Annotated in this window: 24 protein-coding genes; 13 read left to right on the forward strand and 11 right to left on the reverse strand. The window is 58.9% G+C overall.

The annotated features are described in order from the left end of the window. Positions 1-329 (forward strand): autotransporter domain-containing protein (locus tag HGP17_RS32850; RefSeq protein WP_168816162.1); only part of this gene is annotated, 329 nt, incomplete at its 5' end. A 97-nt stretch (positions 330-426) separates the two neighbouring features. Here HGP17_RS32850 and HGP17_RS32855 read toward each other — a convergent pair. The 3 genes from HGP17_RS32855 to HGP17_RS32865 all read right to left on the reverse strand — a co-directional run bounded on the left by HGP17_RS32855 (position 427) and on the right by HGP17_RS32865 (position 5,310). After that, on the reverse strand, positions 427-774 hold the full coding sequence (locus tag HGP17_RS32855; protein WP_348649017.1) for a response regulator: 348 nt from the start codon (positions 772-774) through the stop codon (positions 427-429). Between the two features lie 215 nt (positions 775-989). After that, positions 990-1,928, reverse strand: a complete 939-nt coding sequence (locus HGP17_RS32860; RefSeq protein WP_168816166.1) for a response regulator transcription factor — start codon at positions 1,926-1,928, stop codon at positions 990-992. Further along, a complete protein-coding gene (locus HGP17_RS32865) occupies positions 1,921-5,310 on the reverse strand; it encodes an ATP-binding protein (RefSeq protein WP_168816168.1) in 3,390 nt (1,129 codons plus the stop codon). Before HGP17_RS32865 ends, HGP17_RS32860 begins: the two co-directional genes overlap by 8 nt. 230 nt (positions 5,311-5,540) lie before the next feature. On the opposite strand from HGP17_RS32865, the gene urtA reads away from it, so the two are divergent. The 6 genes from urtA (at position 5,541) to HGP17_RS32895 (ending at position 12,749) form a co-directional block, all read left to right on the forward strand. Further along, complete coding sequence (gene urtA, locus HGP17_RS32870) at positions 5,541-6,830, forward strand: urea ABC transporter substrate-binding protein (protein WP_168816170.1); 1,290 nt, start codon at positions 5,541-5,543, stop codon at positions 6,828-6,830. 69 nt (positions 6,831-6,899) lie between these two features. After that, positions 6,900-8,525, forward strand: coding sequence for an urea ABC transporter permease subunit UrtB (gene urtB / locus HGP17_RS32875; protein WP_168816172.1), 1,626 nt, complete (start codon positions 6,900-6,902; stop codon positions 8,523-8,525). Next, complete coding sequence (gene urtC, locus HGP17_RS32880) at positions 8,522-9,679, forward strand: urea ABC transporter permease subunit UrtC (protein WP_168816174.1); 1,158 nt, start codon at positions 8,522-8,524, stop codon at positions 9,677-9,679. The genes urtB and urtC overlap by 4 nt, the downstream gene beginning before the upstream one ends. A gap of 5 nt (positions 9,680-9,684) precedes the next feature. Beyond that, positions 9,685-10,440: an urea ABC transporter ATP-binding protein UrtD gene (gene urtD, locus HGP17_RS32885; RefSeq protein WP_168816176.1), complete on the forward strand. Its 756-nt coding sequence runs from the start codon at positions 9,685-9,687 to the stop codon at positions 10,438-10,440. Between the two features lie 76 nt (positions 10,441-10,516). Beyond that, on the forward strand, positions 10,517-11,212 hold the full coding sequence (urtE, locus tag HGP17_RS32890; protein WP_168816178.1) for an urea ABC transporter ATP-binding subunit UrtE: 696 nt from the start codon (positions 10,517-10,519) through the stop codon (positions 11,210-11,212). Positions 11,213-11,372: 160 nt separating this feature from the next. Next, positions 11,373-12,749, forward strand: coding sequence for a phosphatase PAP2 family protein (locus HGP17_RS32895; RefSeq protein WP_168816180.1), 1,377 nt, complete (start codon positions 11,373-11,375; stop codon positions 12,747-12,749). 64 nt (positions 12,750-12,813) lie between these two features. On the opposite strand, the gene HGP17_RS32900 is transcribed toward HGP17_RS32895, so the two are convergent. Then, positions 12,814-13,068: a hexameric tyrosine-coordinated heme protein gene (locus HGP17_RS32900; protein WP_168816182.1), complete on the reverse strand. Its 255-nt coding sequence runs from the start codon at positions 13,066-13,068 to the stop codon at positions 12,814-12,816. Between the two features lie 125 nt (positions 13,069-13,193). Next, on the reverse strand, positions 13,194-13,835 hold the full coding sequence (locus HGP17_RS32905) for a hypothetical protein (RefSeq protein WP_205926239.1): 642 nt from the start codon (positions 13,833-13,835) through the stop codon (positions 13,194-13,196). 260 nt (positions 13,836-14,095) lie between these two features. Between HGP17_RS32905 and HGP17_RS32910 the strand changes: the two genes are divergently transcribed. Then, positions 14,096-14,707 (forward strand): MarR family transcriptional regulator, encoded by a 612-nt coding sequence (locus tag HGP17_RS32910; protein WP_168816184.1) that lies wholly within the window; start codon positions 14,096-14,098, stop codon positions 14,705-14,707. A 153-nt stretch (positions 14,708-14,860) separates the two neighbouring features. Continuing rightward, the gene (locus tag HGP17_RS33875; protein WP_168816186.1) at positions 14,861-15,283 is read left to right on the forward strand and encodes a DoxX family protein; all 423 of its coding nucleotides are present in this window, start codon (positions 14,861-14,863) and stop codon (positions 15,281-15,283) included. Positions 15,284-15,302: 19 nt separating this feature from the next. Here the strand turns inward: HGP17_RS33875 and HGP17_RS32920 are convergent, their stop codons facing one another. The 4 genes from HGP17_RS32920 to HGP17_RS32935 form a co-directional block, all read right to left on the reverse strand. Continuing rightward, on the reverse strand, positions 15,303-16,865 hold the full coding sequence (locus HGP17_RS32920) for a glycosyltransferase family 39 protein (RefSeq protein WP_168816188.1): 1,563 nt from the start codon (positions 16,863-16,865) through the stop codon (positions 15,303-15,305). A 482-nt stretch (positions 16,866-17,347) separates the two neighbouring features. Continuing rightward, complete coding sequence (locus HGP17_RS32925; protein ID WP_168816190.1) at positions 17,348-18,556, reverse strand: adenylate/guanylate cyclase domain-containing protein; 1,209 nt, start codon at positions 18,554-18,556, stop codon at positions 17,348-17,350. Positions 18,557-18,585: 29 nt separating this feature from the next. Next, the gene (locus HGP17_RS32930; protein WP_168816234.1) at positions 18,586-20,127 is read right to left on the reverse strand and encodes an MDR family MFS transporter; all 1,542 of its coding nucleotides are present in this window, start codon (positions 20,125-20,127) and stop codon (positions 18,586-18,588) included. A 144-nt stretch (positions 20,128-20,271) separates the two neighbouring features. Further along, positions 20,272-21,504 (reverse strand): HlyD family secretion protein, encoded by a 1,233-nt coding sequence (locus HGP17_RS32935; RefSeq protein WP_168816192.1) that lies wholly within the window; start codon positions 21,502-21,504, stop codon positions 20,272-20,274. A gap of 131 nt (positions 21,505-21,635) precedes the next feature. Here HGP17_RS32935 and HGP17_RS32940 point away from each other — a divergent pair, with 131 nt between their 5' ends. Together HGP17_RS32940 and HGP17_RS32945 are read left to right on the forward strand one after the other, a co-directional pair. Further along, positions 21,636-22,538 carry a LysR family transcriptional regulator gene (locus HGP17_RS32940; RefSeq protein WP_168816194.1) on the forward strand — a complete coding sequence of 301 codons (903 nt, stop codon included), beginning with the start codon at positions 21,636-21,638 and terminating at the stop codon, positions 22,536-22,538. Between the two features lie 135 nt (positions 22,539-22,673). Continuing rightward, on the forward strand, positions 22,674-23,144 hold the full coding sequence (locus HGP17_RS32945; RefSeq protein WP_168816196.1) for an MEKHLA domain-containing protein: 471 nt from the start codon (positions 22,674-22,676) through the stop codon (positions 23,142-23,144). Positions 23,145-23,211: 67 nt separating this feature from the next. Here the strand turns inward: HGP17_RS32945 and maiA are convergent, their stop codons facing one another. Further along, positions 23,212-23,871, reverse strand: a complete 660-nt coding sequence (gene maiA / locus HGP17_RS32950) for a maleylacetoacetate isomerase (protein WP_168816198.1) — start codon at positions 23,869-23,871, stop codon at positions 23,212-23,214. A 242-nt stretch (positions 23,872-24,113) separates the two neighbouring features. On the opposite strand from maiA, the gene HGP17_RS32955 reads away from it, so the two are divergent. Beyond that, a complete protein-coding gene (locus HGP17_RS32955; protein ID WP_168816200.1) occupies positions 24,114-24,716 on the forward strand; it encodes a TetR/AcrR family transcriptional regulator in 603 nt (200 codons plus the stop codon). Positions 24,717-24,819: 103 nt separating this feature from the next. Next, positions 24,820-25,437, forward strand: coding sequence for a glutathione transferase GstA (gene gstA, locus HGP17_RS32960; protein WP_168816202.1), 618 nt, complete (start codon positions 24,820-24,822; stop codon positions 25,435-25,437). Between the two features lie 26 nt (positions 25,438-25,463). Here gstA and HGP17_RS32965 read toward each other — a convergent pair whose 3' ends face one another. Next, positions 25,464-26,369 (reverse strand): LysR family transcriptional regulator, encoded by a 906-nt coding sequence (locus HGP17_RS32965; protein WP_168816204.1) that lies wholly within the window; start codon positions 26,367-26,369, stop codon positions 25,464-25,466. Between the last annotated feature and the right edge of the window lie 55 nt (positions 26,370-26,424).

Raw genomic sequence — 26,424 nt, forward strand, 5'->3', positions numbered from 1 at the left:
CGGAAAAGGTCGACGACTACACGGTCAAGAACAGTTCCGGCGATGCCATCACCATCGACGGCTTCAACGAGGACCAGTTCCGCGTCAGCCTGGGGGCCGAGATCGCCCGCTCCTTCACGATGGAGAATGGCACGAAGCTGACGCCGAAGCTCGGGCTGACCGGCGGCTATTCCGGCATGGACGGCGCCGGCGCGTTCGCCGCCATCACCGCCGGCGTCTCGCTGCAGACCCAGAACTTCTGGATGCTCGACACCAGCATCCTCTTCAACATCGAAGGCGATGGGCAGAAATCCGTCGGTGCAAAAGTCGCCGCAGGAAAGAAGTTCTAGTCCAACCTGCCTCATGCTCAACAAGGTCGCCGTGACAGCCGCGGCGACCTGCTTATGCAGCTGCATCTACGGTAATTCTGAGCCAACGGCCCTCATTCTACCCAGTGACGAGAATGCGGATCGTAGAGATGACTTCGCTGACAACGTAGGGTTTGCTCATGAAGGGCGAGCCTTCCGGGAGCTCGCAGTCTTCGGGCAGGCGATGTCCCGAGGTGACGATGATCTTGATGGGCGGCCAGCGATCTCGAACGAAGGCGGCAAGCAGCAATCCATCCATTGTGCCCGGCATGTCGACATCGGTGAAGAGCAATCGGATTTCCGGGTTTGCTTCGATGATCTCGATTGCTTCGGCGGCATTCCCTGCCTCGAAGACGGTGAAGCCCTCAAGTTCGAGCTCAGTGACCATCGACAGGCGCAGAAGAGGTTCATCTTCGACGACGAGCACGGAAACTTGGTCTTGAGGGTCGGCCAGCTTGCTTCTCCATCGGCTTGGAGCTCCGGGACATCCGCGCGAGCTTTTGTACGGTAGGAGACATAACCATGTCTGCATGAGTTGGTTCCATGCGGCCGAAGGGTTTGTTTGAAGTGGCTGCCATTTGAGATTGTTTTAGCCGGCGCTCATTCCTGGGGCCGCCGTCATTCGGCCGAGCCGTCGACTTTTCAGGCGTTGCTCTCTCGGTTTTCGTGAAAGGCAGCCGCTGCCATCACGGCGGCGGAAGAGCGATTTTCAACGCCGAGCTTGATATAGATCTGCTCAAGATGTTTGTTCACGGTTCTCGCTGAAAGGCCGAGGATCTCGCCAATGTCCTTGTTCGCCTTTCCCTTGGCGATCCATAGCAGGACTTCGGATTCCCGCTGCGTGAGCTTGAATCGCGAGCGAAGAAGCTCGTCGTCCGGCACCTGCTTCGTGGCGGTCAGACGAAACAGATATTCGTCGGCACCTATGGTGCCGAGGAAAGAAAGCTGCAGCGCGACTTCGCCCTTGATCTTGACGGCAAAGTTCGTGTCGTGAGGTGCGCCACCATTGTCTCGGGCGGATATAAAAGCGGCGATCGGCATCACCAGGCTGTTCAAGCCCTCGTCGGTTCCCGAGGCGGCGTTGACGAGGCGGGTCGCCTGCGGCGTCGACCATAAGACAGAGCCATTGCGGCGGACGGCCATCAAATGTCGTCCCGCGACGTCGAGCGCCACGCGGGAGCTCTGGGCAGAGCGGGCATTGCGCAGATGAACCCGGATGCGGGCGCGCAGTTCGTCGATGTTGATCGGTTTGGTCAGATAGTCGACACCGCCGGAATCCAGCGCGTTGACCACGTGTTCGGTCTCGGTCAGTCCAGTCATGAAGACGACCGGAATCTGGGCGATCGCGGCATTGGCCTTCAGCCTGCGGCAGGTCTCGAAGCCATCCATCGACGGCATGACGGCATCAAGCAGGATGAGATCGGGCGTAATACGCTCGACGATGCTGAGCGCTGCGGAACCCGAGGTTGCGATCAGCACGGAAAAACCGGATTGTTCGAGCGCATCCGTCAAGAAGCCAAGCGCTTCCGGTGAATCGTCCACCAGCAAGACTATGTCGCGGGGCAGGGCCGTCTCACTCACTCTGGTCTACCTCTTCCATGTCGAAATTGCGCAGCGCCGCCAACAAGCCGCCGAGATCGAATGCCTGAACATGAGCCCGCAAAGCATCGGTAAAGGGTCTGTTTTCCTCCAGCTTGGCAAGGTCAGCAAGTTTCGCCTCGATGCCTCTGATATAGCCGATTTCGGCAAGCCGCATCAGTTCGCGGACATGCGCTATACCCGGACTCTTCAGAAGCGGCGGAGGCTTCGGGACTATTGGCGCGGAGGCATCGGCATAGGCCCATTTCAGTCCGAGATGCAGCGCGAGCTTGTCGCGAAGCTGGCGGATATCGACTGGCTTGGAGATGGCGTCATTGTGGCTGTCATCGCTGTCGCTCGCCGCAGCGGCATCACCGATATTGGCCGATAGCATCAGGATCGGCGCCGTCTGGCCATTTTCCCGAAGGCGCGAGACAAGCTGCCAGCCATTCATGCCGGGCATGGAGATATCGACGAGAAAGAGATCCGGCTTGATACCCTCGATCAGCGTCAGGCAATCCGGGCCACCGGCCGCCGTGAGCACGATGAAATCGAGCGGCGACAGGATTTCCCGCATCAGCTCGCGGTGATCCTCGTTGTCGTCGACGACGACGATGGTGCGTCGCGGTCCGTCATAGCCGGTAATGCGCTGCTCCTGCGCCGGCGGCTTCATCGGGCGGATCACCGCCGACAGCATCAGCCGCACGCGGAACGTCGAGCCTAAATCCTTTTCGCTCGTCACGGAAATCTCGCCGCCAAGCGTGTTCGTCAGCAGCCGGGTAATGGTCAGACCGAGGCCCAGTCCGGGCATTGGCCTGACGCTATCGGCCTCGCCGCGCTGGAAAGGTTCGTAGATGCGGGTCAGGTCCTTTTCAGCTATACCCCGGCCGGTATCCGAAACAGTGAAAGTCGCCACCTGATTGCGGTATCCGACCTCGAAGCGGACACTGCCTGCGTCCGTAAACTTGATGGCATTGGACAACAGGTTGACGAGGATCTGGCGTAACCTTTTTTCGTCTGTGCGCACATAATCGGGCAGGGCAGTGGAACGTTCGTGCACGAACATCAGCCCCTTGGCCTGCGCCTGCGGATGAAACATGTCGACGATCTGGTCGAGGAAATCCTGGATGTTGATCTCGTTGGAATAGACCTGAAGACGGCCGGCCTCGATCTTCGAAATATCGAGTAGCCCGTCGATCAGGCCTGACAGATGCTCGGCGCTCCGGCGGATGACCTTCAAGGAGGACTGCCTGGGGGCAGGGATCGTCTCGTCCCGCTCCAGGATTTGCGCATAGCCGAGCACGGCATTGAGCGGGGTGCGCAATTCGTGGCTGAGGCCGACGACATAGCGGCTCTTGGCGCGGTTTGCGGCCTCAGCCGCCTCCTTGGCGCCTTGTAGGGCAGCATCCGTTTTCTTATGCGCAGCGATTTCCTTGAGAAGCAGCGTGTTCTGGCGAGAGGATTCCTCTTCCGCGACCACGCGGCTGTCATGGGCAAGCACGTAGAACCAGCAGACGACGCCGGCGATTACCGCAAAGACGAAGAAGACGATCAGGATCGTGCGATTGACCACGAAAGCCGTTTCGGGCGAGGCGGCGCCGACCTGATGGGCGATCATGGCAAGGATCGCACCCATCGCGGTCAGCGCGACGGCAACGGCTATGCCATAGCGACCGAGGCGCGTGGCAAGTCTTGCGACGATGCTTTCCGGCAGCAGGGTCTTGGCGACGGTGGCGACCTGCGTGTTGAGCCGGGCTTTCGGCTTGCACATGTCGTGGCAACGGCTGTCGAGCGAACAGCAAAGCGAGCAGATCGGTGCTGCATAGGCTGGGCACCAGGCCATGTCCTCCGGCTCGAAAGGGTGCTCGCAGACCGAACAGGTGATCGTCGTCTGGTTCTTCCAGCTCTGACGTGGCTTGCGGGCGAGATAGTATTTGCCTTTCGTGGTCCAGGCGATGGCCGGCGAGGCAATAAGCGCAACGATCAGGGTCAGGTAAGGCGCGAGCGACGCTACGACCGAGCCGAAAGCGCCGAAATGCGCTGCAAGGGCGATGGTTGCCGAGAGAGCCATGGCGCCGAGGCCGACCGGATTGATGTCATAGAGATGTGCGCGCTTGAATTCGATGCCGGGCGGTGCAAGCCCCAGCGGCTTGTTGACGAAGAGATCGACCGAGATCGTGCAAAGCCACGCCATGGCGATGATCGAGAAGATACCAAGAGTTTCTTCCAGGAGCCGATAAATGCCGAGCTCCATCAACAGGAGCGCGATGGCGACGTTAAAGACGAGCCAGATCACGCGGCCGGGATGGCTGTGCGTCAGTCGCGAAAAAAAGTTGGACCAGGCGAGCGAGCCGGCATAGGCGTTCATGACGTTGATCTTCAGCTGCGAGATCATCACGAAGGCGGCCATCAGGAGCAGGGCGGCGTTGTGCCAGGGGATCATGTAGCCGAAGGCTGTCAGGTACATCTGGGCGGGATCGGCAGCGCGATCGGCCGGCACGCCCGAAGTCAGGGTCAGGACAACAAGGAAAGAGCCGGCCAGAAGCTTTGGCGCACCGATGATCACCCATCCCGGTCCTGCAAGGAAGACGGCGACGCGATGGCGCCATTTGCGATGGCCGTCCGGCGGCAGGAAGCGCAGGAAATCGGCCTGTTCGCCGATCTGCGACATCAGTGCCAGGATCACGGCGGAGGCGGCGCCGAACTCCACCAGATCGAAGGGCGCTGCATTGCCTGAGGCGCTGGCAGGATGATGAATGCCTGCAAAGGCGCGCCACAGATCGAACTTTCCCCAATCGGTAAAAGCGATGAAGACGAAAGGCAGGACGTTGAGCACGATCCAGAAAGGTTGCGTCAACAGCTGGAAGCGGCTGATGAGGCGAACGCCATGCGTAACGAGCGGGATCACCATCACGGCGCTGACGATGTAGCCGATCCACACAGGTATGCCGAGCGTCAGTTCCAGCGCGCCGGACATGATCGAGGCTTCGATCGCAAACAGCATGAAGGTGAAGCTGGCATAGATCAGCGAGGTTATGGTCGAGCCAATGTAGCCGAAGCTCGCGCCGCGTGTCAGAAGATCGATGTCGACGCCATGGCGGATGGCATAGCGGCTGATCGGCAAGCCCACCGCCAACATGACGATGCTCGCAACGATGATGGCGTAGAAGGCATTGGTGGTGCCGTAGGAGAGCGTGATGGCGCCGCCGATGGCTTCCAGCGCCAGGAAAGAAATCGCGCCGATTGCCGTCTGCGAGATGCGCTGCGAGGAAAATTGCCGCGCGCTCTTGGCGGTAAAACGCAGGGCGTAGTCTTCCAGCGTCTGGTTTGCGACCCAGCGATTGTACTCGCGTCTTACCGGAATGATGCGTTGCCGCGCAGCCATGCTTACCCTTCAGCCGTCCCGCCGCAACTCTCCGGCAGTCCAGAGATGTCGTAACATGGATCGAGACGGTGCTTAAGGGCATGGGGGTGCCGAAAGCTGCAGATTTCGCCCCGGCGTCTACGTCATATTACGTATGTGGTTTCCCCAGGGGCTGCCGGATAGTCGCTGCAGGCAACGGCAAATTCCTGTTTACCGACCGTTGCAGCAGACAAAAAAGAGGGGAACTGTAGATGAAATTTAAGACTCTCGTTTCAGGCGCGCTGCTCGGCGCCATCATGTCCACGACAGCATTTCACGGCGCTTTCGCAGCCGACGACACCATCAAGGTCGGTGTGCTGCATTCGCTGTCCGGCACCATGGCGATTTCGGAAACGACGCTGAAGGATGCCATGCTGATGCTCATCGACGAGCAGAACAAGAAGGGCGGCGTTCTCGGCAAGAAACTCGAGCCCGTCGTCGTCGATCCGGCTTCCGACTGGCCGCTTTTTGCAGAAAAGGCTCGTGAACTGATCCAGAAGGATAAGGTCGCCGCCGTGTTCGGTTGCTGGACCTCGGTGTCGCGCAAGTCCGTGCTGCCCGTCTTCAAGGAACTGGATTCGATTCTCTTCTACCCGGTCCAGTTCGAGGGCGAGGAGTCCGAGCGCAATGTCTTCTACACGGGTGCTGCGCCAAACCAGCAGGCGATCCCGGCCGTCGACTATCTGATGAAGAACGAAGGCGTGCAGCGCTGGGTGCTTGAAGGCACCGACTATGTCTATCCGCGCACGACCAACAAGATCCTCGAAGCCTACCTGAAGTCCAAGGGTGTCAAGGACGAAGACATCATCATCAACTACACGCCGTTCGGCTTCTCCGACTGGCAGACGGAAGTCTCCAAGATCAAGACGTTCGGTTCGGCCGGCAAGAAGACGGCAGTCGTCTCCACCATCAACGGCGACGCCAATGTTCCCTTCTATAAGGAACTTGGCAACCAGGGGGTCAAGGCGGAGGACATTCCGGTCGTCGCTTTCTCGGTCGGCGAAGAGGAACTTGCCGGTGTCGATACCAAGCCGCTCGTCGGGCATCTTGCCGCCTGGAACTACTTCCAGTCCGTCGACACACCGGCCAACACCGCCTTCATCAAGGAATGGCACGCCTACACCAAGAACGACAAGCGTGTGACCAATGATCCGATGGAAGCCGCCTATATCGGCTTCAACATGTGGGTGAAGGCCGTCGAAAAGGCCGGCACTACCGATCCGGACAAGGTGATCGACGCTCTGGTTGGCGTCAGCGTTCCAAACCTCACCGGCGGCACCGCAACGATGATGCCGAACCACTACATCACCAAGCCGGTCCTGATCGGCGAAGTGCAGGAAAATGGCCAGTTCGACGTCGTCTCGCAGACCCCTTCGGTGGTCGGCAAGGAATGGTCCGACTACCTGCCCGACAGCAAGGATCTGATCTCGGATTGGCGCATGCCGATGAACTGCGGCAACTTCAACGTCACCACCGGCAAGTGCGGCGGCAAGGGTTCCTGATCTCCGCTGATTTCACAAGAGACCGCCGCGGGCAGGCTTTGCTGCCCGCGGCATCTTGAGGGGACAACAATGCACGACAAACTCGTTTACCGCATGGCCACGGCGCTGGTCGCCGGCCTCTGCCTGCTGCTGACGCTGACCGCCACGAGCCTGCGCGCCCAGGAAGACGTCCACGGGCTCATCAACCAACTCGGTCAGGCCAACTTCCAGCAGGCAGGCGCCATCGTTCAGGATCTGGCGAAAACTGGCGATCCGAAGGTTGTATCGGCATTGCAGGCTTTTTCGGACGGCGATCTCTACATGCGAAAATCCGACAGCCAGGTTTTCATCGCAAAATCCGCTGACGATATGATGAGCCTTACCGATCCGCTGACGGCTCAGGCTGCCGGCCAGGAAGCCAAGGACAATCTCAGCAAGATCAAGATCAACAATAATCTGCGCCGTGCCGTTCGCGCGGCTCTCGGCGGTTTGACGCTGATGAGCCCCGACCGCGCAACTCGCCTCGAGGCGGCTCAATCCATCCTGAAATCCCCGAGCGCGGATTCGCTAGAGGCCGTCGAGACGGCGCTCCAGAGCGAGAAGGATGCAGGAATTCGCGGCGTGCTGGAGCGCGCAAGAGCGGTCGCCGTGCTCGGCTCCGACAGACCGACAGAAGACAAGAGAGCGGCGATCGAGACCATTCGGGTCGAAGGCGGCCGCGACGCCATCGGCATCCTCTCGTCGGTCACAGTCGACAACAGCCTCAAGCCCGATATTGCCGCCGCCATCGCCAGCATTAAGGATCAACTGACGATCTGGGATGCGGTGCAGAATGTCTGGTACGGCCTCTCGCTCGGCTCGGTGCTGTTGCTGGCCGCCATCGGTCTTGCCATCACCTTCGGCGTCATGGGCATCATCAACATGGCGCATGGCGAGATGGTGATGCTCGGCGCCTATTCGACTTTCGTCGTTCAAAGCATCATCCGGACGTCCTATCCCGCGCTCTTCGATTGGTCGCTGGCGATCGCGCTCCCGGTTGCCTTCATCGTCACCGGTGCCGTCGGTCTCGTCATCGAGCGTGGCGTGATCCGCTTCCTTTATGGCAGACCCTTGGAAACGTTGCTGGCCACCTGGGGCATATCCCTGATCCTGCAACAGGCTGTGCGCTCGATCTTCGGGCCGACCAATCAGGAAGTCGGCAACCCCTCGTGGATGTCCGGATCCTTCGACTTCGGCTATCTCTCCATCACCTGGAACCGGCTCTGGATCATTGTCTTTTCGCTCGGCGTGTTCGTCGCGCTGCTGCTCCTCCTCAAGCGTTCGGCCTTCGGTCTGCAAATGCGCGCGGTGACGCAGAACCGGCGCATGGCGTCGTCCATGGGCATTCGCACATCCTGGGTCGACGCCTTCACCTTTGCGCTGGGGTCGGGCATCGCCGGCATGGCGGGCGTAGCGCTTTCGCAGATCGACAATGTCTCTCCAAATCTCGGCCAGGGCTACATCATCGACAGCTTCATGGTGGTCGTCTTCGGCGGTGTCGGCAATCTCTGGGGGACGCTCGTGGGAGCCTTCTCGCTCGGTATCCTCAACAAATTCCTTGAGCCCTATGCGGGAGCCGTCCTCGGCAAGATCCTGGTGCTCGTTCTCATCATTCTCTTCATTCAGAAACGTCCGCGCGGCCTGTTCGCGCTCAAGGGAAGGGCGGTGGAAGCATGATCACGGCCTTTCTCCTTCGCTCGCTGGATCGTCGCATCAGCATCGCCATCGCGGTCTTGCTTGTCGTGGCGATCTTTGTACCGCTGTCGAACTTGCTGTTGCCGGAAACGAGTGCGCTGCATGTGCCGACCTATCTGATGTCGCTGTTCGGCAAGTATCTGACCTATGCGCTGCTGGCGCTGGCGCTCGATCTCGTCTGGGGCTATTGCGGCATTCTCTCGCTTGGCCATGGCGCCTTCTTCGCGCTCGGCGGTTATGCCATGGGCATGTACCTGATGCGCCAGATCGGCTCGCGCGGCACCTACGGCAACCCGGTCCTGCCCGACTTCATGGTCTTCCTGAACTGGAAGGATTTGCCATGGTTCTGGTACGGCTTCGATCATTTCTGGTTCGCCATGCTCATGGTCCTCGTTGCACCCGGCCTGCTTGCCTTCATCTTCGGCTGGTTCGCCTTCCGTTCGCGTGTCAACGGCGTCTATCTGTCGATCATCACCCAGGCGATGACTTATGCGCTGCTGCTTGCCTTCTTCCGCAACGACATGGGTTTCGGCGGCAATAACGGCCTCACCGATTTCAAGGATATTCTCGGCTTCAACATCCAGGCCGACGAGACGCGCGCAGTCTTGTTCGCTGTAACTGCAGTGTTCCTCGCAACAGCCTTGATGTTGTCTTCGGCCATCGTTCGCTCGAAATACGGCAAGGTGCTGATCGGCGTGCGCGATGCCGAAAGCCGGACACGCTTCCTCGGTTATCGCGTCGAACACATGAAGCTGTTCGTCTTCGTGGTATCGGCGATGATGGCGGGGATCGCGGGTGCGCTCTATGTGCCGCAGATCGGCATTATCAATCCTGGAGAATTCGCGCCCGCCAATTCAATCGAAGTCGTCATCTGGACGGCTGTGGGCGGTCGCGCCACGCTGATCGGTCCGATCATCGGCGCGATCCTCGTCAATGGCGGCAAGACCATTTTCACCGGTGCGTTTCCCGATTTCTGGCTGTTCGCACTAGGCGGCCTGTTCGTGGCCGTTACGCTCTTCCTGCCGCGCGGCATCGTCGGCACGGTCCGTCACTACGCGGAGAACAGACGGGCGCGAAAAGCCTCGGCAGTGATGGAAAAGACCGGTACCGATCACTCCATTCAGGTTGCGGAGTAGAGATCATGATACCTGACGGCAAGCCGACAAGCATGCTTTATCTAAACAACGTCTCGGTGTCGTTCGATGGCTTCAAGGCGCTGAACTCCCTGTCGATCGTCATCGCTCCGGGTGAACTGCGCGCCATCATCGGTCCGAATGGTGCCGGCAAGACGACGATGATGGATATCATCACCGGAAAGACACGCCCGGACGAGGGCGAGGTATTTTTCGACGGCCAGATAGATCTGACCAAGAAGGACGAGGCGGATATAGCCCAACTCGGCATCGGCCGGAAATTCCAGAAGCCCACGGTTTTCGAAAGCCATACTGTCTGGGACAATCTCGAGCTGGCGCTGAATCGCAGCCGTGGCGTTTTCTCGACGTTGTTTTACCGGCTGACAACTGCGGACCGCCAGCGCATCGAGGAGATTCTCGACACGGTGCGGCTGCAGCATCGCAAGCACGAGCTGGCGGCAAACCTCTCGCATGGGCAGAAGCAATGGCTGGAGATCGGCATGCTTCTGGCGCAGGGGCCGAAACTGCTTCTGGTCGACGAACCGGTCGCCGGCATGACCGATGCCGAAACGGCCGAGACAGCCATCCTGCTAAAGGAGATTGCCAAGACGCGTTCGGTCGTCGTCGTCGAGCACGATATGGGCTTTATTCGCGAACTCGGGGTCAAGGTGACGTGCCTTGCGGAAGGGTCGGTGCTGGCGGAGGGATCGATCGATCACGTCAGCAACGATCCGAAAGTCATCGAGAATTATCTGGGGCGATGACGATGCAAGGAAGTTCATCACGTCCCATGCATGTTTTTTTGCCAAACGAGAGTTCGACAAACCGGGGAGCATCGCGATGCTGGCTGTAGAGAAAGCAAACCTGCATTACGGTGCGGCACAGGCGCTTCGCGGGATATCGCTGACGGCGGAGATGGGAAAGATCACCTGCGTCCTGGGGCGCAATGGCGTCGGCAAAAGCTCGCTGCTGCGGGCGGTCACAGGGCAACATCCCTTGAGCGGCGGTACGGTCGCGTTCAATGACGTCGCTCTGAACGGCATGGCGCCCTTTGCCCGCGCCAAGCTTGGCATTGGCTACGTTCCGCAGGGCCGCGAGATCTTTCCGCTGCTGACGGTCAAGGAAAATCTGGAGACGGGTTACGCGCCGGTCGCCCGCAAGGAACGATTTCTGCCGGAGGACATTTTCACACTCTTTCCGGTTTTGAAATCGATGCTGTCGAGGCGCGGCGGCGATCTTTCCGGCGGTCAGCAACAACAGCTCGCCATTGGCCGTGCCTTGGTCACTCGGCCGAAGATCCTCGTTCTCGATGAGCCGACGGAGGGCATCCAGCCCTCGATCATCAAGGATATCGGTCGGGCGATCAAATACCTGCGCGATTCCACGGGCATGGCAATTCTTCTCGTCGAACAATATCTCGATTTCTGCCGAGAGCTGGCCGATTACGTCTACATCATGGATCGGGGCGAAATCGTGCACCAGGGCGAGGCGCAGACGCTGGATACGCCAGAAGCCCGCCGTCATCTGACTGTTTGACAAATTGGTGACATGGTTGACGCCGTGTCATTGCTCAACTCTTGATAAAGTCTCATCTTTCTGGCGTTTTTTGCCCTGCTGCAGGGCTTAAAAACATGTTGCCAATCCGGCCGTAGTGGGAAATTGTGCGCGGACCCATCGGCTCGAATTGGAGTGAACCATGCGGATTTTGAATTGTGCTGCGATCGCCTTTAGCCTCAGCCTGACGACCGCAATCGTCCCGGCGATGGCGCAAACAGCCACCAACATCGCGGTCCTGAAGGGACTTTCGCCCTTGTCGGTTCTCGGCAAGACCCAAAATGGGAAGGCAGCCCTCTCTTCGAATTTCACCGTGACCGGCGGAATTCAGACGGGCGACATACGGCAGCCGACATTGCTGCCTTTTGCTGAGCAACAGCAGCAGGCGCTGAGAGACGCCTTCATCACCGACGGCAATCTCGCTGAACTCGCTGACGGTCTCGGCACCACGCTCGGAGCCGCCTATGTCGCAAGGGCGCATTATCAGGACCGGGAGCATTTCACCAGCATATCGCAGGCGGTTGCCGATCTGATCGCCTATACGAACGGCACGACCGGTTCGGATTCCAATTCCGGCAAGTATTTCTTCGCCAACGCCACGACGGACGGCAAAACGGCGGTGTCGGCAGAAGCCGCGGATATTCTGAAGCAGAATGGCGGAAGCTCCGATGTCTTCGGTGTAAACTATGGTCGTCCGGCCGGGACGGCTGGCGCGGATGCCTACGGCGATTCCCGTCCGTTCCAGACGGAGCCTCAGGTTCTTGCGATCGTCGGCCGCGACTATTTCGGCGCGCCGGCCAACAACACGGTCTACAATCGCGGACCGGTCATGAACCTGGTCGACAGCCCATCCTTCCCGAGCGGCCACACGACCTACGGCTACATGGGATCCATACTGCTGGCGCTTCTCGTGCCGGAACGCTATCCGGAGATGATCACGCGCGCCTCCGAATATGGCAACGACCGCATCATCATCGGCGCGCACTACGCCATGGACGTGCTGGGCGGGCGCACGCTTGCGACCTACGATCTGGCGCATCTGCTTGCGAACGATCCGGCCTATGTCGGCCAGACCGTGAAGGGCGCGCCTGTCATCAAGGATTATCCGGCAGCCTTGGCGGCGGCACGGGCAGACGTGACGGCGGCTCTGAAGAGCAATTGCGGCGCCGAAATCGCCGTTTGCGCCAAGGATGATACAGGCAGGCTCAGCAATCCGGCCATGAATCAGGCGGCCTATGACGTGACGCAGACCTATGGCCTGCCGGTCGTCTACCCCAAGAATTTCGGCGTGAAGGAAGACGTCAACAAGCTGGCGCCGGAAGCGGGCCACCTTCTGACCGCCGCCTTCCCATCCTTAAGCCTTGAAGAGGCCAATCAGATCCTGACCGAGACCGAAGGTCCGGGCGGCGGCTTCCTCGACGACGGCTCGTCGTTCGGCGTCTACTCGCGTCTCAATCTTCAGGCCGCATCGCAGATGGCGATGGATCTTTCTGCACAAAAGGCCGCGCAGACAAAATAATATCCGCCCATTCACGCGTCGGCCGGCACCCGGTCTGCCGACGCGTGATCACCCCTTCCTGCCTTTAGGCATCGAGCCTATCGGCGCTTGCCCAATAATGATTGGCAGCTGCGATCGTGGAAAATTCCGTCGCAACCACCTGGCCGATCTGGATCAGCATCGCCGCATCCTTCTCGTAGATTTCGCGTAGTGTCTTTCTGATGGAATCGTCCGGCTGCGTGGTCTTGATGACAAGCCGGGCCATCTTGATGGCCAGTTGCCGCCCGTCTTCGGGTGTTGCGGTGATCAGGCTGTTGTTCGGGATAAGAGACGTATTCATGGTCGATGCTCCGGAAGTGAAAGCCGCTCACTGATACTGGCCGCCATGGGCGCGTGATCAGACGAGGCGTGGAAAAGCGTCCGCGAGCGGTCGGTTTGTTTCGACTGCTCGCTTTCGATGATCGTTCAGTCGGCCACTTTCTCGATCTTGCCGCAGGCGATCGGAAGGGTGACATGCGAGGGGATGGTTCCGAGCGAGCCAACGCTTGGAGGCAGAGCGTGACCCTCCGGGACGCCGTGAACCATGATGACGCGCTTATCGAGATCGATTGATCCACCCTTGTAGACCTCGCCAAATTTCTCCTGAAGCGCCTTCAGCGGCACCACCTTCGTATATTCATAGGCTCCTGTGGCGTCGGCATGCGGATAGGTATGGGTCGGAATATTCATTTCTTCCGGCTTGTCGTTGAAGGGCACCATCGTCGTGCCGGAAACGGGCTCGGTTTCGCCGAGATCCAGGTATCCGTCCTTGTTCTTGTCCAGATCCGGCGTCACACAGGTGGCATTCTGGCCGCCGGGGAAGCCATGAAAGTGCTCCCAATGTTCTATGTCAGCGGGAACGCCGGTCATCTTGATATGGATTTCGAGATCGTTTCCAACGACTTTGAAGGTTGCGTCGCCTTGTGCTGATGTTCCGATCTTACCGGTGTTGAGCGATGTAAGATGCGCCTTGTAGCTTTCTGCGTTGGCGGCCACCGCAGTAAACATCAAAGCGGTTGCTGCCGAGATTGCGGTGGCTGACCGCAAGACGTGCTGACAGATCTTCATTTTCGATTTCCCTTCTCCATTCGGGCCAGTTCGTCGATTCCGCGCCGGCAAGCATCCTTCAAGGCAGGTGATCACCGTCGCGCGGACTGTCCAATCGATCCCCTTTTGGATCGGCCTTGCCGCTGGCTCGTTTCGGGCTTGGCAAGCGGGAGGTATCATTTAACATCATTAATGACAATAAAAATTGTTATTAATGTTTTTTGTTGATGCTTAGCTCGATCTGCGATATCCAGCCGTGTCCAGAAAGATTTTGGTGAGCAGTGACGACGAAGAATGAAATCTTGAGCTTGCTGCGGCGAAACCCGCTGACAATCTCTCAACTGTGCGAGCAGCTTGGCGTGACGCGCAACGCCGTCAACGTGCAGGTCAAGCAACTGGAGGCGGAAGGGCTCATTCGCCAAAGCAAGCTTCGGCAATATAGCGGCCTGGGCAAGCCGGCCGTTTTCTACGAAACCTCTCCGGGCACGGAGGATATCGCATCGGGTGGATACCGCGTCATCCTGCTCAGCCTGCTGAAGACGCTCGCCAATCGAACGGATGCATCCGATCTTGGCGATGCTCTTGACGAGGCCGGCCGTCAGCTTGCCCGCGATGCCGGATTGGCCAAGCCGGTCGATTTCGAAAGCGGGCTGAAGGCCGCCATGGCGGCGGCGGATGCGCTCGGGGCCAGCACGGAAGCCATTGTCCAGTCCGATGGAGTCCTGGTGCGCAATTACAGCTGCCCGCTCGGAAGCGCCGTTCGAGAAGAAAAATGTGTCTGTCGCGCGCTTGCAGCCTTCTTCTCGGAAGCCACGGGTCTTCCGGCAACCGAGCAGTGTCTGCGCGATGATCGCTTGATTTGCCAGTACCTCATCAAGCAATCCGCGGGCTAGATGTCTACAAAGCCGGATTGCCGGTGAGATCAGCGTCGATTGAGGCGTTGCGTTATTGCGACCGTCGTCTCAAGAAAAATTTCTAATCGGTGTCGGAATCCTCTTTTTCCGTCCGTCCTTGGAGCATCAACCGCTTCAATCTGGAGGGATACCGTGGAAAACGCTCAAACGACCTGGCAGACCGCCGCCATTCTCATTGCTCGCCTGATCTTCGCCGCCGTCTTTTTGATGGCCGTCTCATTCAAATTCATGGATATGGGTGGAACCGCAGGCTATATCGCTGCGGCCGGCTTTCCGTTCCCGTTGTTTCTGGCCTGGTGTGCGGCCATCCTCGAAACACTTTTGGTCGTCGCTTTTCTGAGCGGCGCATTCTTCACGCCGGCGGCGTTGATCGCAGCCGTCTATGTCGTCTTTCTCGGATTTTCATTCCATGGTCCCAGCCGTTGGGCTGCGAACCAGGCTGAGTTCGGCTTTTTCGTCGATCATTTCACCTTCCTCGCCGGCCTGTTCTTCGCCGCCGTGCATGGACCGGGCAGCGTGCTTGCCGTCAGGATGGGGTGGCCGGCAAGAGCATGAGTGCATGATCTCGCGCTTGTCATTGCGCAGGTGGGACGAACCATGCATAGCCGAAATGATACCGATCCGCCTTTCGCCCGTAATAATAGGGAAGCGCGACATCGTTTTGTGAAGGCAGGACGACGGAGGCCCCGTACTTCGTCGTCAGCCAATCCTGCAGCGTGTGCGGCATGGTCGACTGATGACCGTCACGCTCGTTCCAGACCAGTAGAACAGGCCCGTTTCCGATCGCTTCTCGCGTCAGGTCCGATTTGGGATACTCTGTGGATATGACTGTCGTGTGTGGCATGTTCACACGGATATTGCCGGCTTTCAGCCACGTCGTGGTTACCACTGCCCTCGGCAGTTTGCCTTCCTCGGGGATCACCTTGTTGATGAAACTCGCATAGGGCGTGTTCAGATGTTCATAAGAATTGAATACGCGCGGAAGCATGACACCTGCGGCAATGATGATCGGTAGTGCAATCATCATCGCGAATGTGAGGGTGAAGAATTTCCTCACCTCTTCCGGCTTTGCGTCGCCCGCAGCTTCAAGCTTCAGACAGAAGTAGAGAGGCACCAGGAACAACAGGGGAAGCAACCAGCGATCACGGAACTCCGTTAAGGTTGCAAACACCATCAGGATCAGCAGGATCGCGACCGTACTCAAGAAGATCCTTGAAAAGAAGTCGCTCCATTGGCTTTTTGCACGCATCGCCCGGAGGAAAGACTGGCGGAAAAACAGCAGGAATATCACCGTGGTCGGGGCAATGATGACGACGGATGTCGTGATCAGCTCGATCAGACCATGGCCGATATCGGAAAGCTTGCTGCCTTGATCCTGCTCCGACATAGTTTTGACGGTCGTGGTCAGAACGAGATCCATATTGGATATCATCCACAGCGCGTGCGGCAGGAAAACGAGTGCTGCAACTGAAAGTGTCAGAAGGAAGCGCCAGTTCGCCACTCTCTTGAACCCGCCGGGCTGGCACAGAATTGCGACCAGGACACTGACGATGATGAGGGAGAAATTATACTTGGTGAGCATGCCCAGCCCAGCCCACAAGCCGATCATCGCATAGGACGAGATCGTCGGATTGCGAACCGTCTTCACCACGAAGTAGATGAACAAGGTAATCGTGAGCAACGTGCCGACCGTGTGGGTCAGGTCGCGTTGCGCTTGCCAGAACATCTGCGGCATGGTCAGCAGCGACAAGGTCGCGAGAGCCGCTAATCTGCGGTCAACCAGGAGCTGCCGCGCCAACTTATGATAGGCAAGATAGACAAGGAAAAGCAGTGCGTTCTTGAGTATGACCAGCGATGCGATGCTGGTGCCGAAGATCTCGAACACGCCGTATTGCAGCCAGTTGTAAAGCGGCGGCTGAGCGTCATATCCCCAGGCCAGCCATTGCCCAACCAGAAATTGCTGCGCTTCGTCAATGCGTACGGAATTCGAAATGAGTATGCGAATGGTCGCTTGTACGATGAAGTAGACGGCGAGGATCCAGGGCACCCATTTGTAGTCGGAGAAGACACCCATGCTGGGCGTCCCTTTGATCCGATTGAAGGTGTGCGAAAAACCGCTATGTGGAAAAGGCGTCATGCAAATCTCCGTAGCGCTGTCTCGATGTCCTTGTCAGCGTTTAATCACTTTCGCTCATAGCGACTTGTCATCTCCGCTCTGAACGGAGACGTCGCATGGCTTATGAATTTTTCTGAAATGGTTTTATGACAGTCGTCCTGGATTAGCCCTAAATCGATTGGAATTGCTGCGATATACAACGAATTCACGAATGCATCCTCGTTCTTCGATGTATTCAACTGAAGCGCCGGCCTGACCAGAACCTTCGCAACGGAGTAAGCAATCACTATTCCCAGCCTAATATCCTAGAGACAGGACGGTGTGTGCCTGTCTCGCGAATATCCAATCCAGCCTGATGGAGATACTCAATGGCACGCTCGCAACGTTATGCGCAAGCTCCGTGCCAGCCTTTTCCATTGAAAGGGTGCATCAGGGTACGGCAATGGGGCGAGCCCGCAATCCTTTTGAAGACGATCTGCCGCCCAGGGTTTTATTATCACGCTCTATTCGGTTGCGATGGTAAAGAGCTCCATCGGCTCGACAAGCCCCTTCAGTCGTTGCGGGCCGATCGATATCGCATTTGCCATACCGGCCTGCCGACGGAAGGATTCCGACATCAGGAGAGCATCGCCCCTTTCGCTGCAGATACCCTGGATGCGGCTGACCACATTGACGTCTCGGCCGATGAGGGTGAAATCCATACGATTGCCGGACCCGACATTGCCGTATCGGACCTCGCCATAGTGGAGCGCGATGCCGACCTTGATGCGAATGCCGTCATAGACGAAGGTCTCGATTTCATCGAGGATCGTCTTCGCCGCAATCAATGCGGCTTCGCAGGCTCGGGCGGCATCGATATCCGGGAAGAAGGCGAGAACGGCATCGCCCATGAATTTGAGGACCTCGCCGCCTTCGCGGGTAATCGCCGGCACAGCCCTGTCGAAGTACTCGTTCAGCAAACCGATGACGGTGGCGCCGGGGAGCTGATTGGATAATTCGGTAAAGCCGCGCAGATCACACAAGAGCAGCGCGGCCTCCATGGATTCGATGTCTCCGCGGCGGATATGGCCGGCAAGGATTCGGCTTGCCGTCATGGGTCCGATATAGGTGTCCAGCAGGCTGAGCTCGCATTGACGCAACACACGCAGCTCACAGGTATTGCGCAATGCCGGCAGAATCCGCTCGATGACGTCTTGCTCTATGGGGGTGAAGCCACCCGGACGGCGGGTCGCGAATACGGCGGTGCTGATCGGTCCATCCGCATTGCAAAGGGGGGCGATCACCAGCTGCACGAGCTTTCGTCCGGCAAAAATGTCGATGTGTTGCCACGGTCCATGCAGGCTTTCGCCGGGACCGACGATCAACGGCTCGCGCATGCCCTGCACCTTGAGCAGGGGCGTATTGGCCAGAACCAGCCGTGATCCGTGTTCCCGGTCATGGATCTCGATCGGCTCACCGGGCGCCCAGGCAAAGGTGCGGCCGATGAATTCGGGATGCAGCGTGGTCAGATGCAACGTCAGTCTGTCAACGGGAAGGCCGAGCGCCTGCAGGCGGCGGCCGAGACCGGAAACAAGGCTGGCCTCGTCGAGAGCATGGCACTCGTCTCCGGTCAGCCACTCGATAAGGCTCAGGGCAGCCGTTGCGTCGTTTCGGGTGTACTTCGAACGAGCGTTGCGGCTCGAAGTTTCGGGTGCGTCGTGAAACAAGGTCATTGCTCGGTCCTCCGCTCGTTACGCCGTGCTCAATGGGCGCCGCCGCCGGAGAGGTGGCCGCCTTTCTTGAGGAATAGGCTGGCAATCAGGGCGATGACCAGCGCCACGCCAAGCAGATAGAACGTGTCGCTGAACGACATGATGTTGGCCTGCTTGCGCAAGCTTGCGGCGACGGCGATGATCGCCTTATGCGTGGCTGCAGCCTGATCGCTGACGCCATGGCTCATGAAGTAGTTGGTGAGGCTGGCGACACGGGCGCGTGTCGCCTCTTCGAACATGGACACCGAGTTGGTGAGAATGTTCGAATGAAATTGCTCGCGCTTGGCCTGAAAGGTTTGAAGCATCGCGATGCCGACCGCGCCACCGAGGTTTCGCATCATGTTGAAGAGCGCCGAAGCGGAGCCTGCATTTTCCTGCTCGATACCGGCCGTTGCGATCGCGGTCAGCGGTGTGAAGGCCAATGCCTGGCCGATGGCGCGCACGATGTTCGGCCAGAAAAGCTGATCGCTGGCATAGTCGCCGGTCATATGGACGTTCATGAAGTTCGATGCGGCAAACAGCGCGAAGCCGACGATAACAAGCAGACGCGCATCGAAACGTTTCATCAGTCGCGGCACCAACGGGATCAGCAGCAGCTGAGGAATGCCCGTCCAGGCCAGCACCATGCCGATCTGTTCGGAATTATAGCCCTGAATGCGCGTGAGATAGATCGGCAGAATGAACACGGAGCCGTAGAGAGCAACGCCCATCAGGAAATTGGCGATGATGCCGAAGCCGAAATTGCGGCGGACCAGAAGGCGCAGATTGAGAAGCGGATGGGCGGCGCGAAGCTCGACGATCAGGAACAGTGTCAACGAGACTGCGGCGATGACGGATAGGCGCACGATGAAGGGCGAACCGAACCAGTCATCCTTGTTGCCTTCCTCGAGCACGGTCTGCAAGGCGGCAAGACCGATCGCCATGGTGATGATGCCGGGCCAGTCACCTTTGGCAAGCAGGGAGAGGTTCATCGGCGTGCGATCGAGCGAAACCCAGAGCATGCCGACCATCAGGATGCCGGGGACGAGGTTGACGTAGAAGATATATTCCCAGCCCCAGCTCTCCGTGAGGTAGCCGCCGATGGTCGGGCCGATGGCCGGCGCGAAGGTCGCGGAAAGGGCAAAAAGCGCAAGGCCCATCGGCTGCTTGGGCTTCGGCAGCAGGGTAATGATGATCGTGAAGGCCATCGGGATCAGCACGCCGCCGGAAAAGCCCTGAATGGCGCGCAGAATGATCATCTGCTGCAGGTTTGCCGCAAAGGCGCAGCCGACCGAAAAGAGCAGGAAGAGGACAGCGTTGGTGAGCAGATAGAGCCTCACCGAAAAGACGCGCGCCAGCCAGGCGCTGAGGGGAATGACCACGATTTCGGCGATCAGGTAGGAAGTGGATATCCAGCCGCCATCGTCTGTTCCGGCGCCGATCGCGCCTTGAATGTCTGCAAGCGATGCGTTGACGATCTGGATGTTCAGAACGGCCATGAAGGCGCCGAGCGTGGAGCCGATCACGGCGGTCCACATGCGCAGCGGGCTCATGGCAGGTCGGGCAACCGGCGCTGGAGCGATGTTCGCAGGGGCGGAATTGTTGTTTGCGGCTGTCTGAAGGGTGGTCACGATACTTCTCCTTCCGGCGACGCCGGAATAATCTCATGCCGATAGCAAGATGTATGACAGCTGCGATCATCCGGCGTGGCCGGACGATCCTCCTGCGTTGGCGGTCGAGGTCTGGAAGGCCTTGGTATCGATCTCGGGTTCGACAGACATGCCGGAGCGCAGCAGCCCGGCGAGATGCTCGTCGTCGATCACGATCTTCACGGGAATGCGCTGCACGATCTTGGTGAAATTGCCCGTCGCATTGTCCGGTGGCAGCAGCGAGAATTCGAGACCGCTTGCCGGCGAGACGCTGTCGACATGGCCCTTGATGGCGACATCCGGGAAGCTGTCGACCTTGATATCCACCGACTGGCCGGGGCGTACATAGGTCAGCTGCGTTTCCTTGAAGTTGGCGACCACATAGACCGAGTGCAGCGGCACGACGGCCATCAACTGCGTGCCAGAGGTGACATATTGGCCGACCCGGATCGAGCGGGCGCCGACCGTGCCGTCGACGGCGGCAACGATATCCGTATAGGAGAGGTTGAGCTCGGCCTGCTGAACGGCAGCGGCAGCGCGGTCGCGCTGGGCGACGGCCTGGTCGCGCTGGGTCTGCAGAACTGGAACCTTGTTCTGCGCAGCAACGAGCGCTGCCTGGTCGCGTTCGACGGCGGCTGCGGCCTGCTTGCTGGCCGATTGCGTTTCTTCGGCCCGCGATTGTGTGCCGGCGCCATTGCTGATCAGCCGGGCCTGACGGGCAGCATCGGATTGTGCGTAGTCGAGAGACGCCTGGGACGCGTCGATCGTTGCCTTGGCCTGTCCGATCAGCGATTGCTGCAGGAGAATTTGCGCGTCGATATTGGAGATCGCCGCGTCGGCTGCCTTCAAATCGGCCTTGGCCTGCGAAAGAGCAGCCTGAAAGTCGCGATCGTCAATGCGGGCCAAGATCTGTCCGGCCTTGACGGTGTCATTGTCGTTGACGAGCACTTCCTTGATGTAGCCGGCAACCTTCGGGGCGATGGTGGTGTAATCGGCCTTTACATAGGCATCGTCGGTCGATTCGATGAAGCGGCCGACTGTCCAGTAATGATAGCCGAAATCGGCGCCGATCGCGACGCCGGCAAGAAGGACCGCAAAGAGTACGCCGCGCTTGACAAGCTTGCTGCCCGTCTTGGGCGCACTCACCGCGGCAGGGGCCGGCGCATCGACCGCCGGCCCCTTGGGAGCCTCGGTGGCAGGGGACTTTGCCACCTCGCCGACAGGGGCAGCATCGGCTTGGCTCGCGTTCTTGAACGCTTCGTTGCGGGGAAGTTCGACCATCGTCCGTTTCCTTCAGTATCTTCACCCCAATGCTTGGGGGCATTTTTGATGGGGGGAAGATGCGCCGGAACCGGCCTTCTGATAATCTCCTCAAATCTGGAAGCATCATCAACTCACAGTGGATAATCAGAATGGATCGGCTGACCAGCCTCACAGTCTTTGGCCGGGTCGTGGAGTGCGGCGGTTTTTCCGCCGCGGCACGCCGGCTCAACATGTCCGTCACCATGGTTGGCAATCACGTGCAGTCGCTGGAAGATCGATTGGGCGTGCGTCTCTTGAACCGGACGACCCGCAAGGTCAGTCTGACGGAGACTGGCAAATATTACTATGAACGCTCGGCGCAGATCCTCGCCGATCTCGACGAGGCCGATCGAACGGCAGGCGCGTTGAGCACCATGCCGCGCGGCACGCTCAAGATCTACACCGCCAGCGCCATCGTTCGTTTCCTGCTTCCCGTCATCAACGAATTCATGACGCTCTATCCCGCGATCTCGCTCGACTTCAGCGCCGGCGAGCGTTCGATCGACATGGTCGAGGAGGGGTACGATCTGATGATCCGCACTCTGCCGGCGCAGGAATCGACACTCATTTCCCGCAAGCTGACACCCTGGCGGCATATGCTGGTCTGTACGCCTGAGTACCGCGACAGCCACGAAATGCCGAAGGTGCCCGCAGATCTCGCCGCGCATAATTGCCTGCAATATGCCTATTTCCCCTTTGGAGACGAATGGCGCTTCGAGGATGCTGAGGGCAGGCAGGAAGGCGTCAAGGTTTCAGGCAACGTCATGACCAATAGTGCCGAGACGCTTCGCTATCTCGTCGAAAACGGGCGCGGCATATTCCTCGCCCCCAGCTTCATCGTCTTCGAGGATGTGGCTGCGGGACGCCTCGTGCGCATGATGCCGGATTATCAGGCCGTCGAATTCACCATCAGTGCGATCTACCCCAATCGAAGCCATCTGCCGACCAAGGTCAGACTGTTCATCGACCTTTTGGCAGAGCGCTTCGCCGAACATCGCAAATGGATGGTATGAGCGTTTCGCCGCTTCCTCCCAACGAGCGCCAGCCGACCGTACAGCGTCAGGATCCGGTATATAATTACGGCATGCGCCTCTTGTTTGAGACGACGCCTCCCTTACTTTTGCCTCGTCGTAACCGGATTGGAATGAATGGTGAGCATGCCCGAAGACAGCGCCGCGAATTTGTCAGTCGACCCCTCGTTTTTCAAACTGCTGACGGAGAGTTTTCATCGCATCGTCGGTACGCCTCTCGTCAGCGACGGGCTTGGGCCGGATTGGCTCTACAACGATGCACCTTTCGTCGTCGTCGCCCACAATACCGATGCTGATCCGCGTTTCGTTTATGCCAACAAGGCCGCTCAGGCCTGCTTCGAATATCCGTTCGATGAGTTTACGACGCTTCCTTCAAGGCTTTCGGCCGAGCTTCCCAATCGCGCCGAGCGTCAGACGCTTCTGGAGGCGGTCACGCGCGATGGCTTCATCTCGGATTATCGTGGATTGCGGATCGCCAAATCTGGCCGCCGATTCTGGATCGAGGATGGCATTGTGTGGCAGCTGATCGACGCCGAAGGAAATCGCCGCGGGCAGGCCGCGACGTTTACCAAGTGGAAGGACGCCTAGGCGTTTGTGTCAAGGATGACCGCCGTCGACGGCGAAATCCCGATGCCGCCGGTCTTCCGTCTATGCCTCAATGATCCTGCTTGCGGGTGTGATAGCTGGGCTGTTGGAACGGATGCGCTTTGGCGAAGCTCTCAAGCTCGAAGCAGCGCTTTCCCAGCTCCGCCACGGCGGGAAAGGCGGATAGGTCCAGCTTATAGAGATTGGCCATGACGATCTGGCCGGCGATGCAGATATCGGCGATCGTCGGCGTCGCCCCCAGCGCGAAGGGTGCCGGCGGACGCCGCGTCAGCAGCCGCTCGTAGGTCGCAAGGCCTTCCTCCGTCCAGTGACTGCACCATGCCTCGATCGCAGCCGCATCGGCATCGAATGCCTGGCCGAGATGCTTGCGCACGCGCGGCACGATCAAGGGATGGGAATCGGCAATCGAAACCAGGGCAAGCGAGCGCGCATAGGCTTTCTCCTTGGCGTCTTCAGGCAAGAGCCGCGGCTCGGCTTGGATATCGTCGAGATATTCCATGATCGCCAGTGACTGAAAGATGCGATGTCCGTCGTGGACGAACGTCGGGACAACATGCTCCGCATTCACCTCCGAATAGTCCGGATCGAATTGGCGGCCCGACAGAATGTCGATTTCGATTTCCTCGAAGGGGAGCTTCTTCAAGGCGAGAGCGACGCGGACGCGGAATGCCGCGTTTGAGCGCCAGAAGGTGTAGAGCTGGATTGTCATTGGATAGATCCGTTTTCTCAATTGGATGATTGGATTGCGACTGGAAAGGCGGCCGGTATTTGCCGCGCACCATCGTGAGTTCGCTCTGTCTAGCGGAGGATTCTGTTGCGTGTCTCGCATGGATCCATTGCCGCACCGCAAGGATGTCTTGTGAGTTTTCAAGCGGCTTCCGACGGCGAAGCTGCATATCCTGTCCGCCAATCTAAGGATTGGAACATCGGCATCGATATTTGTACAGGGTTATGAAGCAAAGAGACGGTCATCAAGCGCATGCGAGAAAACGCGCGCAAATTCTGGCTGCCGCCGAACGTGTGTTTTTCTCGCGTGGCTACGATCGCGCCTCCGTCGATGAATTGAGACGGGAGGCCGGTGTCTCCAAGGGGACGATCTATGCATATTTCGACAGCAAGGAAGCCTTATTCCGGGCGCTCTGCGATGAGATTCATGATCGTGTTTTTACTGGGCTGCTTGCCACTTATCCGGCAGAGACCGATCGCGAATGGTTGACCCGCTTCGGGGCAGCCTTTGCCTACATGATGACCAGTGAGCCAGCCATTCTTGCCGGACGAACAGTCATCGCGGTGGCGGATCGCATGCCGGAGCCCTGCAAGGCTTTCTTCGAAAGCGGCTTTCAACGAGGGCTTGCCATCCTGGCCGAGTTTCTGTCCGACCATGAGATCATCCCCGGTCTCGCCGCGCTGTCGGCCGCCCGCACGCTCCTGGATCTCTTTCTGAGCGGCCTCCATCGAGAGCGTCTACTCGGTCTGATGAGCGAGAGGGATGCCCACGCGCTGGTGCCGGAAACCGTTGCTCGCGCCATCGCGATTGCCTGTCGTCAGATCTAGCGCTTTGTCGGGTGACAACCCGAACTTGCCAGCTTCCAACCGGCCTTTTGCTCTCCAACCGATTATGATGCCGGCGTGAAAGACATTGCACGGAGAAATTCAAATGAAGCTCTATTATGCGCCGGGAGTCTGCTCGATGGCCGCCCATATCGTTGCGGTCGAGGCTGGACTTTCTCTTGATCTTTTGAAGGTCGATATTCGCAGCGAGCCGCATCGTGTCGAGGACGGTCGTGAGCTGAAGGCTGTCAGTGCAAAGAATGTGGTGCCCGTCCTGGAGTTGGACGACGGTCAGATCCTGACGGAGGGGGTCGCGATCCTGCTTTATCTTGCGGACGTGAAGCCGGAGGCGATGCTGATACCCTCGCAGGACGGCTTCGATCGTTATCGACTTCAGGAATGGCTCACCTTCGTCAGCTCGGAGCTGCACAAGACATTCAGTCCCTGGCTGTTTCATCCGGAGTACGGTGCGCAGGCCGCGGATGTCGCCAGACAGAGGTTGCAGACACGTTTCGATATTCTGGAAGACCATCTCGCCACGCAGGACTATCTCGTCGGCGGGCGTTTCGGCATTGCCGATGCCTATTGCTTCACCATCATGAACTGGTCCAAGGGGCGCGGTATCGATCTCGGTCCATGGCCCAATCTGGCCCGGTACGTGTCACGGATCGCCGAGCGCCCCAGCGTGCATGCAACGCTCGTTGCTGAGGGCCTGCGCAAATAACAATGCGGCTCTGGCTCAGTCGGCGGCTATTGAACTCTCGCTTGCTCGCCCTCCAGCAATGCGCGGCGCGCAAGCAGGCCGCCCCCGACATGATCGAAGAAGGCGCGCACACGCGCCGTATTGCGCAAGTCCTTATGGGTGATCAGCCATAGTTCGCGTGTCAGTTCCTCAAGTGGCTGCTGAACACGCTCGATATCCGGTTCAAGATCGCCCAGATAGCAGGGCAGCAGCGCCAGTCCCAGGCCCGCTTTGACCGCCATCAGCTGGTTGATGAGGCTGCTCGAACGATAAGCGAAGGCGCGCGACAAAATATTTTCGGTCAGCCATTTCGATGCCGCCGCGACGGCACCGCTATCCCAGCCGATCACGGCATGGTCCGACAATGAGTCAACATCCGTGGGCCGCCCGCGATCGGCAAGGTAAAGGCTGCTGCCATAGAAAGTCCAGGGCGTGGAGGCGATCTTGCGTCCGAACAGTTCGCCTTCGTGCGGCCGGGTTGCACGGATGGCGATGTCGGCTTCGCGGCGCAGGAGGTCGAGCTGTCTGTTATCCACCAGCAGTTCAAGCTCTATGCCGTCATGCTCTCGGCGAAAGCCCGCCAGCACCTCGTTGAGGATGCGATAGGCGAGCGTTTCGGATGAGGTGATCTTGAGCTTCCCGGAAAGCCGGGCGTCCTGACCGGTGATCGAACGATCGAGCGCCAGGATTTCCGCTTCAAGCCGCTCGGCGGCCATCACCATCTGCAGGCCGGCTTCCGTTGGGGCATATTGGTTCGAGTTTCGGTCGAAGAGCTTGACCCCGCGTCGCTTTTCCAGGGCGTTCAGCCATCGAAATATCGTCGAATGATCGTGACCGAGATCTTTCGCGGCGCCGACGAGCGATCCGGCGCGGCCGATCGCGAGCACAATCCTGAATTCGTTCCAATCTCTCACGCTCTTGCTCCCTCGCAAATCTACCCGACGGCTCGGTATTTCGTATTGCAAAATG

Source organism: Rhizobium sp. P38BS-XIX (assembly GCF_012641435.1).
Taxonomy (GTDB): Bacteria; Pseudomonadota; Alphaproteobacteria; order Rhizobiales; family Rhizobiaceae; genus Rhizobium.

What these genes read in the sequence shown, in the direction of transcription:
- HGP17_RS32865 (WP_168816168.1), bottom strand. Translation starts at nt 5,310, where the DNA reads ATGGCTGCGCGGCAACGCATCATTCCGGTAAGACGCGAGTACAATCGC.
- urtA (WP_168816170.1), top strand. Translation starts at nt 5,541, where the DNA reads ATGAAATTTAAGACTCTCGTTTCAGGCGCGCTGCTCGGCGCCATCATG.
- urtB (WP_168816172.1), top strand. Translation starts at nt 6,900, where the DNA reads ATGCACGACAAACTCGTTTACCGCATGGCCACGGCGCTGGTCGCCGGC.
- urtC (WP_168816174.1), top strand. Translation starts at nt 8,522, where the DNA reads ATGATCACGGCCTTTCTCCTTCGCTCGCTGGATCGTCGCATCAGCATC.
- urtD (WP_168816176.1), top strand. Translation starts at nt 9,685, where the DNA reads ATGATACCTGACGGCAAGCCGACAAGCATGCTTTATCTAAACAACGTC.
- urtE (WP_168816178.1), top strand. Translation starts at nt 10,517, where the DNA reads ATGCTGGCTGTAGAGAAAGCAAACCTGCATTACGGTGCGGCACAGGCG.
- HGP17_RS32895 (WP_168816180.1), top strand. Translation starts at nt 11,373, where the DNA reads ATGCGGATTTTGAATTGTGCTGCGATCGCCTTTAGCCTCAGCCTGACG.
- HGP17_RS32900 (WP_168816182.1), bottom strand. Translation starts at nt 13,068, where the DNA reads ATGAATACGTCTCTTATCCCGAACAACAGCCTGATCACCGCAACACCC.
- HGP17_RS32905 (WP_205926239.1), bottom strand. Translation starts at nt 13,835, where the DNA reads ATGAAGATCTGTCAGCACGTCTTGCGGTCAGCCACCGCAATCTCGGCA.
- HGP17_RS32920 (WP_168816188.1), bottom strand. Translation starts at nt 16,865, where the DNA reads ATGACGCCTTTTCCACATAGCGGTTTTTCGCACACCTTCAATCGGATC.
- HGP17_RS32925 (WP_168816190.1), bottom strand. Translation starts at nt 18,556, where the DNA reads ATGACCTTGTTTCACGACGCACCCGAAACTTCGAGCCGCAACGCTCGT.
- HGP17_RS32930 (WP_168816234.1), bottom strand. Translation starts at nt 20,127, where the DNA reads ATGAGCCCGCTGCGCATGTGGACCGCCGTGATCGGCTCCACGCTCGGC.
- HGP17_RS32935 (WP_168816192.1), bottom strand. Translation starts at nt 21,504, where the DNA reads ATGGTCGAACTTCCCCGCAACGAAGCGTTCAAGAACGCGAGCCAAGCC.
- HGP17_RS32940 (WP_168816194.1), top strand. Translation starts at nt 21,636, where the DNA reads ATGGATCGGCTGACCAGCCTCACAGTCTTTGGCCGGGTCGTGGAGTGC.
- HGP17_RS32945 (WP_168816196.1), top strand. Translation starts at nt 22,674, where the DNA reads ATGGTGAGCATGCCCGAAGACAGCGCCGCGAATTTGTCAGTCGACCCC.
- maiA (WP_168816198.1), bottom strand. Translation starts at nt 23,871, where the DNA reads ATGACAATCCAGCTCTACACCTTCTGGCGCTCAAACGCGGCATTCCGC.
- HGP17_RS32955 (WP_168816200.1), top strand. Translation starts at nt 24,114, where the DNA reads ATGAAGCAAAGAGACGGTCATCAAGCGCATGCGAGAAAACGCGCGCAA.
- gstA (WP_168816202.1), top strand. Translation starts at nt 24,820, where the DNA reads ATGAAGCTCTATTATGCGCCGGGAGTCTGCTCGATGGCCGCCCATATC.